At 47.9% G+C, this 13,349-nt stretch carries 13 protein-coding genes; all 13 read left to right on the top strand.

Annotated features, from left to right (window positions below):
* Positions 1 to 195, top strand: coding sequence for a hypothetical protein (locus CR164_RS04305; RefSeq protein ID WP_110022717.1), 195 nt, complete (start codon positions 1 to 3; stop codon positions 193 to 195).
* 60 nt (positions 196 to 255) lie between these two features.
* The gene (locus tag CR164_RS04300; protein ID WP_110022716.1) at positions 256 to 1,152 is read left to right on the top strand and encodes an AEC family transporter; all 897 of its coding nucleotides are present in this window, start codon (positions 256 to 258) and stop codon (positions 1,150 to 1,152) included.
* 136 nt (positions 1,153 to 1,288) lie between these two features.
* Entirely contained in the window at positions 1,289 to 1,732 is a 444-nt protein-coding gene (locus tag CR164_RS04295; RefSeq protein ID WP_110022715.1) for a DUF1499 domain-containing protein, read from the top strand.
* Between the two features lie 247 nt (positions 1,733 to 1,979).
* The gene (locus CR164_RS04290; RefSeq protein WP_204901787.1) at positions 1,980 to 2,567 is read left to right on the top strand and encodes an NADH-quinone oxidoreductase subunit NuoE family protein; all 588 of its coding nucleotides are present in this window, start codon (positions 1,980 to 1,982) and stop codon (positions 2,565 to 2,567) included.
* Positions 2,564 to 4,348: an NADH-quinone oxidoreductase subunit NuoF gene (nuoF, locus tag CR164_RS04285; RefSeq protein ID WP_110022714.1), complete on the top strand. Its 1,785-nt coding sequence runs from the start codon at positions 2,564 to 2,566 to the stop codon at positions 4,346 to 4,348. The genes CR164_RS04290 and nuoF overlap by 4 nt, the downstream gene beginning before the upstream one ends.
* 62 nt (positions 4,349 to 4,410) lie before the next feature.
* Positions 4,411 to 7,398, top strand: coding sequence for an NAD(P)-binding protein (locus CR164_RS04280; protein WP_110022713.1), 2,988 nt, complete (start codon positions 4,411 to 4,413; stop codon positions 7,396 to 7,398).
* 83 nt (positions 7,399 to 7,481) lie between these two features.
* Positions 7,482 to 8,087, top strand: a complete 606-nt coding sequence (gene hisH / locus CR164_RS04275; protein ID WP_110022712.1) for an imidazole glycerol phosphate synthase subunit HisH — start codon at positions 7,482 to 7,484, stop codon at positions 8,085 to 8,087.
* Between the two features lie 100 nt (positions 8,088 to 8,187).
* Positions 8,188 to 8,970, top strand: coding sequence for a 1-(5-phosphoribosyl)-5-[(5-phosphoribosylamino)methylideneamino]imidazole-4-carboxamide isomerase (gene hisA / locus CR164_RS04270; RefSeq protein WP_110022711.1), 783 nt, complete (start codon positions 8,188 to 8,190; stop codon positions 8,968 to 8,970).
* 50 nt (positions 8,971 to 9,020) lie between these two features.
* Positions 9,021 to 9,620 (top strand): SMC-Scp complex subunit ScpB, encoded by a 600-nt coding sequence (gene scpB / locus CR164_RS04265; RefSeq protein WP_110022710.1) that lies wholly within the window; start codon positions 9,021 to 9,023, stop codon positions 9,618 to 9,620.
* The gene (locus CR164_RS04260) at positions 9,607 to 10,371 is read left to right on the top strand and encodes a pseudouridine synthase (RefSeq protein WP_110022709.1); all 765 of its coding nucleotides are present in this window, start codon (positions 9,607 to 9,609) and stop codon (positions 10,369 to 10,371) included. Before scpB ends, CR164_RS04260 begins: the two co-directional genes overlap by 14 nt.
* Positions 10,372 to 10,403: 32 nt before the next feature.
* Positions 10,404 to 12,407 carry a ComEA family DNA-binding protein gene (locus tag CR164_RS04255; RefSeq protein WP_110022708.1) on the top strand — a complete coding sequence of 668 codons (2,004 nt, stop codon included), beginning with the start codon at positions 10,404 to 10,406 and terminating at the stop codon, positions 12,405 to 12,407.
* Positions 12,408 to 12,605: 198 nt separating this feature from the next.
* The gene (locus tag CR164_RS04250; protein ID WP_110022707.1) at positions 12,606 to 12,830 is read left to right on the top strand and encodes an addiction module protein; all 225 of its coding nucleotides are present in this window, start codon (positions 12,606 to 12,608) and stop codon (positions 12,828 to 12,830) included.
* The gene (locus tag CR164_RS04245) at positions 12,827 to 13,108 is read left to right on the top strand and encodes a type II toxin-antitoxin system RelE/ParE family toxin (protein ID WP_110022706.1); all 282 of its coding nucleotides are present in this window, start codon (positions 12,827 to 12,829) and stop codon (positions 13,106 to 13,108) included. Before CR164_RS04250 ends, CR164_RS04245 begins: the two co-directional genes overlap by 4 nt.
* Positions 13,109 to 13,349 lie beyond the last annotated feature (241 nt).

The raw sequence follows: 13,349 nt of genomic DNA, 5'->3' as shown, positions 1-13,349 counted from the left end.
TTGGCAAGAAAAGTAGGGGTGGAACGATACCGGGATTTGCTGAAGAAAAGAGCGATGTGCATTGAGAATGCAAACAGCGAAACTATTGGGTTTGCTGCCTTTTCGAGAGAAACGAAGTCAATTGAATGGCTTAAGGGCAAAGAGGATTATATTCGCAATATGGGTTTGTTGATTACAAGAATGCCGGAACAGTGATCATGGTAAAGATGTCAATAGCAAAAAAGTAACAGAGGGAACCCTTCATTTTTCAAGCACATGCACAATCTTTTGCTCCTTATTGTCTGCTTTCTCGCAGGAGGACTGCTCCGGGGTTTCGGAAAACTTCCGCAAACAACCCCGTCGGTACTCAACGGTTTCATAATTCATGTTTCATTACCTGCAGTGACGCTGCTGTACATTCACGATCTCAGCTTTTCGGCCGATGTCTTGTACATGGCGGCCATGCCGTGGTTGCATTTCGGACTTGGAGCATTGTTTTTTCTGCTTCTCGGAAGATTTTTTAACCTTCCGAGAGCAACTGTCGGAGCTCTGATTCTGACTGGTGGACTCGGGAATACCTCGTTTCTCGGTTTGCCGATGATCGAAGCCTTTTACGGTGAAGCAGGAATCGGGAGCGGCATCATTGTCGATCAGCTTGGTTCTTTCATGGTGTTGTCGACTTTTGGGATAACCGTTGCCGGAATTTATTCCGACGGCAAACCATCTGCCGGAGATATTCTGAAGAAAATAGTTTTTTTCCCTCCCTTTATCGCCCTGCTTATTGCCGTTATGCTGATCCCGGTTGATTATCCATTATGGTTCAGCGCAGTTCTCCGTCGTCTGGGTGATACCTTGGCGCCGCTTGCTTTGTTTTCAGTGGGTTACCAGCTCAATCCTGTTCACTTCAAGGGAAACGCTTTCAACCTTTTTCTCGGCTTGGGGTTCAAGCTTTTGCTTGCGCCCTTTCTTCTCTATGTTCTCTATGTTCACTTGTTTGGACTCGACGGGCTGCCGATAAAGGTGACCCTGTTCGAGGCGGCAATGCCGCCAATGATCACGGCGGGAATTATCGCGACGGAGCATGGTATTGATCCTCCTTTGGCCAACATGATGGTTGCGGTAGGAGTCGTGCTTTCTTTTCTGACGTTACCGCTGTGGTGGATGATACTATGATGTCTTATTCGGAAAAAAGGTATGTATTTTTCAAAAATCAGGGCACTTTTTAAGGCGTCGTGTACTGATATTATTCGAGCGAAGAGTGCCGGACAAAGGAAAAATTCCAAACAATTCAAACCAAGGACAATGAGCTATGGATATAGTGAACGATGCTTTGAAAGCCGTGACAAATACCGTTTCCGGGTTTTGGCCGCAGCCTTCGGAAAAACCCCGGCTGGCGGAAGGAAAGCTAAGGCCCTGTCCTGGAACACCAAACTGTGTGTGCAGTGAAAATCCTGACAGCCAGGAATGGGTAGAGCCTATAGCCTATGAATCGATGAATCATGACAAGGCATGGGAGCTTCTGAAAAAAATCATTGACGATATGGGTGGCGCTGTGCTGAGTGAGGAAAATGAGTATCTCTGGTCGACGTTCACTGTGCCGCTGTTCGGGTTTGTCGATGATGTTGAATTTCGTTTGGACAAAGCCGGCAAAGTGATCCATGTGCGTTCGTCTTCGAGGCTCGGTTTTTCCGATCTTGGCGTCAACCGAAACCGTGTGGATGATATTCGCCGAAGGTTTATCGGAAAACAATAATGGTTCTTCATCTTTCTGAAGTTATTTTTTTGAATCACCGTTATTTTCTCTTATCATAAGAATTTTGACCTTCTGCGGCTGTGATGGGGGGATTTTTCTCCCTGGAGCATAGTCATCGATGATTGAACAAAACATTTGCCTGTTTCATTTCTGCCGGTCTTTTTTTGCTTGAGCGATGGAAATGAGTGGGCATTTATTGTTCTGAGTCAAGAGAGTTATTGCGAACCACTAACAAGGAGGATATTTCGTGGAACAAAACTCCCTGGTAGCTACCGTCGATAAAGCATTGGTAATGAAGTGGATTGCTGAAAACGGAAGCGATGCTTCTGCGGCGGTTCCTTTGCTCCAGGCTGTTCAAAACGAGTACGGTTATTTGCCCAGAGAAGCAATGGATATCATTGTATCCGAAACCGACATCAGTGCCAGTCAGCTTTTTGGAGTTGCAACATTCTATTCCCAGTTTCGCTTGGACCCTGTCGGGCGACATGTGATTAAAGTTTGTCATGGGACGGCCTGCCATGTCAGCGGTGCTGATCGTTTGAATACAGCGCTTCGTCAAAGCCTTGGAATAACCGAGGAAGAAGAGGATACAGCTTCCAATGGAAGCTATACCATAGAAGATGTAGCCTGTATTGGCTGCTGCAGTCTTGCTCCGGTCATGGTTATCGGAGAAGAGACGTTCGGAAACCTCAAAGGAGCCGATGCACAGAGAAGTCTGAAAAAGCATGCGCGCAAGCATGGAGAGTTTCTTCCTGGTCATGGAGAAGAAAAGGGCGAGGCTGATGCTCCTCAAAAGAAGTCGTCCGATAAAAAGAAAAAGGAGGTTCAGCAATGAGTTCACAGCCAGGAAAGCCATTGACGATCATTGTTGGTGAAGGGACATGTGGTATAGCGGCAGGGGCCAAAGAGGTGTACAATACATTCAGGAGCCTGGTGCCCGATGCCGAGATGAAAACCGTAGGATGTGTCGGGATGTGTCATCAGGAGGTGATGGTTGAAATCATCGATGACAAAGGAGACGCATTTCTTTACGGAAAAGTCGATAAAAAAAATATTCCTTCGATTCTCGGCTTTCATCAGGGAGATGGTGACCTTCAGGCCGATTACCTGCTTCGTTCAAGTATGTCGATGAATGGAGCGGATTATCTTACACGCCAGACCAGAATTGTGTTGCGCAACGTTGGGCAGATTGATCCGAAATCTTTCGAAGAGTATCGGAAGCGGGGTGGATACAATGCAGTTGAAAAGATGCTCGAGGACGATATGTCTCCGGAACAGGTCATCGAAGAAGTGAAAACCGCGGGTATACGCGGCCGGGGCGGAGCAGGGTTTCCTACAGCAGTGAAGTGGAACTTTGCACGTTCGGCGGAAGGGGACGAGAAATACCTTATATGCAACGGTGATGAAGGAGATCCGGGTGCGTTCATGGATCGCTCATTGCTTGAGGGAGATCCTCATAGCGTTCTTGAAGGAATGCTTATCGCAGCGTATGCTATCGGGGCCACCAAAGGGTATGCATATATCCGTGCTGAGTATCCTCTTGCCGTTGAGCATTTCGGTAGAGCGATCGAGGATGCCCGTGAAGCAGGATTTCTCGGTAAAAACATCTTAGGGTACGGCTTTGATTTCGATGTTAAAATCAAGCAGGGGGCCGGAGCTTTTGTTTGCGGTGAAGAAACTGCTCTGATCGCTTCTATCGAAGGTAAGCGTGGTATGCCCCGTATTCGTCCGCCCTTCCCGGCGGTTAAAGGCTTGTTTGGAAAGCCGACGATTATAAACAATGTCGAAACGCTTGCCAACCTTCCATGGATTATTGAAAACAGCGGTTCGGCATATGCGGAAATCGGCACCGAGCAATCCAGAGGAACCAAAGTGTTTGCCCTTGCGGGAGCTATAAAAAGGGGGGGACTCGTTGAGGTTCCGATGGGTATGACCATTCGGCAGGTACTCTATGATATCGGCGGCGGTTCATCTACAGGGTTTCCGATTAAAGCGGTTCAGCTTGGTGGTCCCAGCGGGGGATGTATTCCGGAATCGCTGTTCGATACACCGATCGAGTATGAAGCTTTGAATGCAACAGGTGCAATCATGGGATCGGGTGGTATGATCGTCATGGATACCAAATCCTGCATGGTCGATATAGCCCGGTATTTCCTTGAGTTTACCCAGATTGAATCGTGTGGTAAATGTACATTCTGCAGAATAGGAACTCTTCGCATGAAAGAGCTGCTCAGCAGAATTTGTGATGGAGAAGGAACGATGGAGGACATCGATACGTTGGAGGAAGTTGCCCACCAGGTAAAATCGTCCAGCCTTTGCGGTCTTGGACAGACCGCACCGAATCCGGTCCTGACGACGCTGAAGTATTTCAGGGATGAATACATCGCACATGTAGAAGAAAAACGATGTCCTGCCGGCGTCTGTAAGGGGCTTATAACCCATACCATCATGCCGGAATCCTGCACGGGTTGTTCAATTTGCCAACGGTACTGTCCGGTGGATGCGATAACCGGTGTTGTTAAAAAGCCCGAGACCTGGGTGATTGACATGGAACTTTGTATTAACTGCGGTATGTGTGTCGAGGTCTGTAACTCTGACGCTATTCGGGTTCAATAAGGCCTGAACCCTTGAATGCATATACAAACGCTATCTGAAACGACCAATTAAGGTGATTAATCATGAGTGATATCGTTACCATTACCCTTAATGATAAAGAAGTACAAGCTTCTGCCGGGGCTACGATTCTTGCTGTTGCAAAGGCAAACGGCATTCACATTCCGACGTTCTGTCATGATGACCGGCTGAAGCCATACGCTTCCTGTTTTCTCTGTGTGGTGGAAGTTGAAAAAGCGCGGGGGCTGTTGCCTGCCTGCAGTACACAGGTCATGCCGGGAATGGTAATCCGGACAGACAGTGAAAAAGTCAGAAAGGCAAGAACAATGGCTCTCGAGCTGATGCTTTCCGACCATGTAGGAGACTGTGTCGCTCCTTGCGAAGCTACCTGCCCGGCGCACATCGATATTCAGGGGTATATAGCCCACATAGCCAACGGCAATCCTGAGGCAGCGGTGAGGCTTATAAAAAAATCGAATCCGTTGCCGGTTGTTTGTGGCAGGATCTGCCCTCACCCCTGTGAATCGCAATGCCGCAGGGGGCTGGTTGACGAGCCGGTATCGATCAATCCGCTGAAGCGTTTTGCAGCAGAATACGAGCTGCAAAACGGGGCGTTCCTGCCTGAAACAGCTCCGGATACAGGAAAACGTGTCGCAATTGTCGGTGGTGGACCTGCCGGGTTGAGTGCTGCATATTATCTGCGCCAGATGGGGCATGCTGTTGTACTTTTCGAGGCGCTTCCGGAGCTGGGCGGCATGGTGCGGTATGGAATACCCAGGTTTCGGTTGCCCTGGGATCTGCTCGATAATGAAATTCAGGCGATTCTTGATTTGGGTGTCGATGTACAAACCGGGAAAAAACTTGGAGAAGATTTTACCATCGCCAGTTTGAAAGAAGATGGTTTCGATGCCGTTTTGCTGGCTATCGGTGCTCATCTGGCAAAGCCGATGAGGGTCCCGAATGATGAAGCCGAAGGAGTAATCGGGGGGATAGACTTTCTGCGGAAAGTTGTGCTGAAAGAGCCTGTTGAAGTCGGCAAGAAGGTCGCGGTCATCGGAGGTGGTGATACAGCGATGGATTGTGCCCGTGTAGCACGTCGCCTCGGTGCGGAGGTAACCCTGCTTTACAGGCGGACTCAGGCTGAAATGCCCGCTTTACCGATGGAACAGGAAGAGACCATGGAAGAAGGGGTTGAATTCCGTTTTCTGACAGCTCCGACCGAAGTTGTTCTCGACGACACTGGTCGGGCTTCTCTTCTTCGGGTTATTTCGATGAAACTGGGAGACCCTGACGAGTCTGGGCGGCGACGTCCAGTCCCGATCGAAGGATCTGAAGAAGATCTGCCTTTCGATCTGATTATCAGTGCAATCGGTCAGGATCCGGATATATCGTGTATTCAGAAAGACTCTGAAAAACCGGAGACTACCCGCTGGAACACTTTCGTTTACGATGAAAACACAAACGTGACCACTCAGGAAGGAGTTTTTGCAGCTGGCGATTGTGCATTTGGTCCCAATACGGTTATACGGGCGGTTGGAGAAGGGCAGCGGGCCGCAAAAGCAATCAACCTTTATTTGGCAGGTGCGGATGTAGAGCTGAAAAACGAGTACGCCATTTCTCTCGGCAGAATTGAAGAACTGGAGATGGAGGATTTCGCTCCCCGCTACACGCATAAGAAAAGGGTCGAGGACACGGTCTTTCCATCCGAAGAACGGTTGAAAGACGGGGGATGGGACGCTATCAACAAAGGTCTGGATGAGATGCAGGCAATGGCCGAGGCGTCACGCTGTATAGAGTGCGGTTGTAATGCCCGTTTTGATTGTGATCTGAGGAAGTATGCGACCGAATATGGTGCAGATGAGAAGCGTTTTACAGGTGAAAAAAGAAAATACAACGACGACACCCGCCACCCACTCATAAAAATCGAGGGTGATAAATGCATTACCTGTGGAAGCTGTGTGAGGGTCTGCCTCGAAGTCAGGGGTATAGGCGCATTGAGTTTTATCGACCGGGGTTTTGGAACGAGGGTTGGTCCTAATTTCGATGATCCCCTGCAGTTGACCGGCTGTGATGCATGCGGTATGTGCATCGATGTCTGTCCTACGGGAGCGCTTGCGCCGAACACCGGCAAAGAAGCTGGGCCGTGGGTGGCAATGGAGACCATAACCACCTGTACCTCTTGCAGCAGAGGGTGCGGCCTGAACGTGGGTACAGCTGAAGAGCGGGTAGTCAGGGTGACAAGTGTTGATGGAGATCCGGTCAACAATGCGGTCATCTGTGCAGAAGGACGATTCGGCTATCAACTTCTCGGAGGCAAAAAGAGTCAGGTAGACCAATCGTCGGTAGAAGAAGCAAGGGAGATTCTTGCAGCAGCAGGAGAGCTCGCTGTTGTGATATCACCGAGGCTTACCATAGAGCAAACTTATGCAGCAGCACGTCTTGCAAGAAGTTTCGGCGGAAAACTTTTCTATCTTCTCGGTGAGGATACAGCGCTCGAAACTCAGGAACGAGGAGAGTACGGCAAAAAAACGGGAGAGGCCAATGTCGCACTTCTGGAGCGACTGCAGGCAACGGGCTTGAAAAAAGGAGAAGCGCTGAGCGCGGATACTGTGCTTCTTGTCGGGACGGAGATTGAAACAACGGATGGCAAGAAAGTGATCGAGGTCAACCCTTCAAAAGGAAATGCCGATGCATATTTTGTGCTTTCCCATCCTTTACGGACAGAGGGCATGATGATCAATCGGGACGGTGATCTTGGTATAGTTCGAGCAGTTCTTCCCAAATCCGATCACGAGCATGATTGCCACATGCTGCTTGTCGAACTCGCGGGAGAGGAATCGTTAGCCGGACTCGATGCTTTGCGCAATCAGCTGGCAGATGAGATCGAAGAGTTGTCAATGATCAGAACCCCTGAAAAAGGAGAGCGCTTATGCAAATCGGGTCTGGAGCCTGTACTGAAAAGCGTGATGCCGGATAGCAGGGAAGGGGTCTTTGCCGAACATTTGAAGGCTATCGGGATGTATGAACACAAATGTCAGTGCAGTTGCAGTTGAGCAATTGTGCGAGCACATATTTTTCTTGTTGGATAGATGCGAAAGTTTTTTTACAGTCCAGTTGTAACGATATATGAGATTTTATGATTTTTATTGCTGACTACGGCGCCGGGAACCTGCGTTCTGTACAAAAAGCATTCGAGTATCTTGGAGTGAAAACAGTAGTGAGCAGTGATGCATCACTGTTGGTGAACTTTGAGAAAGTTCTTGTTCCCGGTGTTGGAGCATTTGGTCATGCTATACGTTCATTCAACGCTTCAGGTTTCAGCGAGGCTCTTTTCGAGCATATCGATAAAGGTCGCAAGGTGCTTGGTATATGTCTCGGGATGCAGTTGTTTCTGACACAGAGCGAAGAGAGAGGGACACACAAGGGGCTTGATTTTGTTCCGGGAAAAGTTGTTCGTTTCAAAAGTGACTCCGAAAAGGTTCCGCAGATAGGATGGAATTCGGTGGCTTACAGCAAAGAAAGTGTTTTGTTCGAAGGCATACCGGATAACTCTTTTTTCTACTTTGTGCATTCCTTTTACTGTGAACCTGAATGTGAGGAAGACATTGCGGCAACGACCTTGTTCGCCGGAAAGAATTTTTGTTCAGCCATAGAAAAAAATGGTATTTTCGCTTTACAGTTTCATCCTGAAAAAAGCTCAGGTGTAGGGCTGAAAGTGCTTGAAAACTTTGCAAAATGCTAAGTTGATTGATTGTCAAGCGTCGATGAGATAAGGCTAAAGGGGGCGTTAAAGCGCTCGGTTTAGATAGTAATTAATTGGTAAATGTTCAGAGAGAAGTAATATGTTGATTATCCCGGCTATAGATATAAAGGATGGAAAATGCGTCAGACTTACCCGAGGGGAGTTTGATAAAAAGAAGATTTATCTTGACAACCCGTGTGACATGGCGATTATCTGGCGAAAGCAGAACGCTAAAATGATCCATGTCGTCGATCTTGATGCAGCATTGACCGGTAAACCGGTAAACTTCGAAAAGATAAAGGAGATTGTCACGACACTTGACATTCCCGTGCAGGTGGGCGGTGGAATCCGTTCTTTCGAAACAGTTGCACAATACCTTGAAATCGGTGTCAGCAGGGTTGTTATCGGATCCGCTGCTGTAACGAATCCTGAGCTTGTCGAAGAGCTGCTCAAAAGATACTCATCTTCTCAGATTGTGGTGGGTATCGATGTTCAAAACGGCGTTCCTAGAATCAAAGGCTGGACCGAGAGTAGCGGAATGAAAGATTATGAGCTTGCTCTTGAAATGAAGAAACGTGGTGTTAAAAGGATTATATACACCGATATATCCTGTGACGGCATGATGCAGGGCGTCGGTTTCGACAGCACCAAGCGTTTTGCAATGAAAGCGGGAATGAAAGTTACAGCATCGGGTGGCGTTACAAATTCTGAAGACTTGAAGAAGCTTCGGAAACTCGAGCAATACGGGGTAGACTCGGTCATTATCGGCAAAGCCCTGTACGAAACCAATTTTCCATGTCAAAAGCTCTGGTACAATTATGAGAAGGGCATGGACATCGATAGTAACTTTTCATCAGCCTTGAAAAAAGAGTGCTGTTCCTGATCTGTTGTTAATCTGCTGGCTTTCGGGAACACAATCATTTCGGAAGCGACATGCCGCAAAAAGATCCTTCCACTGAACAAAAGATAGAGGCGGTGATCTTTGCCTCTGAAGAGTCGGTTTCCTCACAGGAAATCATGCAGGTGCTTGATGAAAAGCTCTCTGCTCCAGAAATTGAAGCATGTGTCGAGAGACTGAATGAAAGCTATGCCTCTACCGGAAGATGTTTCAGAATTGCCGGAGTGGGAGGTGGATTCCGTTTTTTGACGCTCTCCTCTCTCGAGCCCACCCTGAAGAAAATGCTCGCTCCGAAAATCCAGAGAAAACTTTCACAGTCGGCCCTGGAGGTTCTTGCCGTTATTGCCTACCAGCAACCGGTAACCAGAGGAGAAATTCAGCAGGTTCGCGGTGTAAGCCCCGACTATTTCGTAAACAAGCTGCTTGAACGCGGTTTGATCGATGTTCGGGGTAGAGCGGATACTCCCGGAAAACCTCTTTTGTACGGGACAACAAAAGAGTTCCTTGATTTTTTCAATCTTCAATCACTCAAGGATCTTCCCAAACTCAGGGAGATCAAGGAGCTTGTTCAGGACAAGGAGATACAGGATTACCTTTCGTCATCAGAAGAAACAACATTTAATGAAGAAACATAGTACTCTCACTTCCGAAACGAATTCCAACGCAGCAATACGAATCAATAAATACCTTGCACTGTGCGGGGTAGCATCGAGGCGTGCCGCTGACCGGCTTGTCGAGAGCGGACAGGTAATGGTGAACGGTACTGTCGAGAGAGCGCTGGGAATTACTGTACGTCCGGGGATAGATGAAGTTGTTGTGGGAGGGAAGATTCTTGCTTTGCCTGAAGAAAAAAAAGTGTATATTTTGTTGAACAAGCCCAGGAATTATATCACGACGAACCGTGATGAGAAGAACCGTGAAAAGGTTCTCGATCTGGTGGATGTCAGGGAACGAGTGTTTCCGGTCGGTCGACTGGACAGGAAAACTACAGGGTTACTCCTCCTGACTAATGACGGTGAGCTGGCGCACCGCTTGATGCATCCTTCGTCGGGTGTGGACAAGGAATACCTTGCCGAGCTGGATACACCCTTTCAGGCAAAACAACTGCCTGTTCTTACCGGAGGAATGCGTTTGAAAGATACCGGTGAAAAAACGAATCCATGCAAGGCAAAGATTCTTCAAGGTGGCTTGCAGGTCGTTGTAACCTTGCATGAGGGCAAGAACCATCAGGTCAGAAGGATGTTTCGTTCACTGGGCTATGAAGTAAAAAAGCTTGATAGAACGGCCTATGCAGGATTGCGGGCCGGAAAACTTCGCAGAGGGGAGTGGCGTTATCTCACCTCCGGTGAAGTTGAACAGCTCAAGCAGGGAGGCGCTTCACCTTGAGCGGTTGTTAACGTACAAGTATTTCTTTGGTTATGAGTTTATCTTCTTTTCTTTCGCGGCATCATGTAGTTGTCGCGCTTTTTTTTATTGTTTTTTGCAGTATACCCCACTTTTTACCTGCTTCTGTGTTTGCCGAAGATGATATTCAGGCTCTTTTTGATCAAAGTGATATGCCCGGCGATATCGAGCAGCTTCTTTATGAGCTCGAGCAACTGAAAAAGCAAAAGATTCCGGTTAATACGGCGACCGCTGAGGATCTTCTCCTGATACCTTTTCTCACGCCCGATGATGCCCGGAGCATTATACTTTTTCGTGAAGAGAACGGGCAACTGACAGCAGTGGAACAGCTTGCCGAAGCTATAGGGACAGAGATGGCAAAACGGATAGCACCATATCTTTCGTTCACAACAGTAAAGACGGAAACCCAGGAAAAAAAAGCTGGAATAAGCGGTGCCTGGTACGGCAGATATTTCAGTGAAATCCCGGAAAGGAAAGGGATTATTGCCGGAAAATACCGAGGAGATAATTATAAACTGTATAACCGGTTGTCTGTCACCTATGACGAGATTACCCTCAACGGGGTTATGGAGAAAGATATCGGAGAGCCTGAGATCGATGATTTTACCTCATTCAGCATGATCTATAACGGTTCAGGAGCAGTCGAGCAGTTTATCGTAGGAAACTACACCGTTGCAATAGGTCAGGGGTTGCTGTTCGGTCAGAGCAGATACTTTTCAAAAGGAGTCGACCCTCTCGGGGTAAAACTATCAGGACGTCGGCTGAAGGCTTATGCTTCAAGTGCAGAGAACGGGTTTATGCAGGGAGCAGCGGTATCGCTCGATCTCAAGCCGTTCAGCCTTACGACCTTTTATTCCAGCAATGAGATCGATGCCACGATAAAAGACGGGGTGGTGACGACAATTCGAACATCGGGCTATCACCGAACGGACAGTGAAATCGACCACTGGGATAATGTGACAGAGAAGGTGCTGGGAGTGAACCTGCTCTATACCTTTCGTTCGGGCGAAACCTTCGGCAAGGTCGGCGGAACATGGGCTCAGTACGACTATTCCGTTCCGCTTGAAGCAACCGGTGGTAACACGGGATGGGAGGATATGGGAAGCATTGAAGCGGATATACTGATAGGGAAGGTCAATGTTTTTGCAGAAGCGGCGATAACGGGAAGGGATGGTAATATCTCCTGGATCGGGGGTGTAGATTACCCTATAACTCCTGGTATTCGGACCGTGCTGGCAGTCAGAGACTATCACAATGTCTTTTTTTCACCTTTTGCCGGTGCTTTTGCCGAACGTGCTGATGATGCTGCGAACGAAGAAGGGTATTATATCGGACTCGAAGCTGATATTCTGGAAAACCTGCATGTAGGGGCTTACTATGATATCTTCAGGTTTCCCGAACTCAGCAGCCGCTACAGGTTACCATCGACAGGTGATGAATCGAAACTGTTTCTGACCTGGAAGCAGTCGCCGGTTTTCACGACGGAATTGCTCCTCCAGAACCAGTACAAAGAAGAGGCCAAGAAGCTTTTTGACGGAAGCGGACTCGAATATTATCAGCCGGTTCCGTTCACCTCGAACAAAGCCCGTCTCGACCTGATCGGAAAAGTATCTCGTATCCTGACGCTCAGGACAAGGGGAGAGATCAAGTTTGTGGAAGGAGAGTACCCTGCCGGTAACGAAAACTCGGATGGCTGGTTACTCTACCAGCAGGCAGTCCTGAAAAAAGGGCCTCTTGCCTTGAAAGCAAGGTATGCACGTTTTGAAACCGATGATTACGACTCGGCGATCTATGTCTACGAAGATGACCTGCCGCTTGTCTTTACCCTGAAATCGTACTACGGCAAAGGAGAGGCATTCTTTGTGCTGCTATCCTATGATCTCTGGAAGAATTTCGAGCTGACCGCCCGATATGCGAAAACCTGGTACGACGATCGTGATGCTTACGGCAGCGGTAACGATAGGCGGGACACCAACGCCCCTGCATCGTATCACCTGGGCTGTGCTTTGAGGTTTTAAACACTGCCGAACAGCTTTCTTCATCGACCAGGAGGTTTGACTGAGGCCGATGTTTTTTTGCGCTAAAAAAATGCAAATTATTTACAACGTCCCCTAGTATGTGTTTTTTGAGGAGTACACGAAAACAAAGTATATTTTTTAAAGGCTTATGGGTAAGCCGGTATTAAAGAGCCGATGATGTTAAACAGGAGGAGGTTTATGAGTCTTGATAAAATAGCAAGTGAAGCATTGCGGTTGAATCCAAGAGAGAGAGCAGTCCTTGCAGAAGCTATATGGGAAAGTCTCGAGGACCCCTATTTTATTCCGAATGAAATGTCGGAAAAAGAAGCCCTGGCCTTGGCGAAGCAGCGTGAAAAAGAAATCGCACAAGGGGAAGCTGTACCGCTGTCACATAAAGAACTGATGGATCGGCTGCGGAAATGAGAGTAGAGTATCATCCGGCAATCGAGATTGAGTTACGTGAGATAGTCAAGTATTATAATGCCTGCTCCAAAGAGTTGGGAAGTGCTTTCCTCGATGAATTCGAAAAGCAGGTACTGAGAATTGCTGCCATGCCTACCCGTTGGATGATTGTCGAAGGTGATATAAGACGATCATTGATGAGGCGCTTTCCCTACATTATATATTTCCGCGTGTTGGAATCCGATACGATTCGAGTCACGGTGATCAAACATCAGCGAAGACGCCCTGAATATGGTTGAAGCAGGAGTTAATACTATACAATAGTGGTTCAAAAGACTCTCTCCATCGGCCAGATGATCAAATTCTAACTACTTTTTATAAGGCGCTCGAGAAGAATATCCTCCACATTCTGTCGGCTGTCGTGAACAGAAAGAACGTTGAACTGTGTATCTTTGATCCGATAGATTATTCTCCAGGGGGAGATAAGGAGCTCTCTGTAAAGAAAAATGCCTTGGGACTGTAATTCAGGAACAATTCTTC

This window comes from Prosthecochloris marina (genome assembly GCF_003182595.1).
Taxonomy (GTDB): domain Bacteria; phylum Bacteroidota; class Chlorobiia; order Chlorobiales; family Chlorobiaceae; genus Prosthecochloris; species Prosthecochloris marina.
This window is presented reverse-complemented; position numbering and strand designations above follow the sequence as displayed.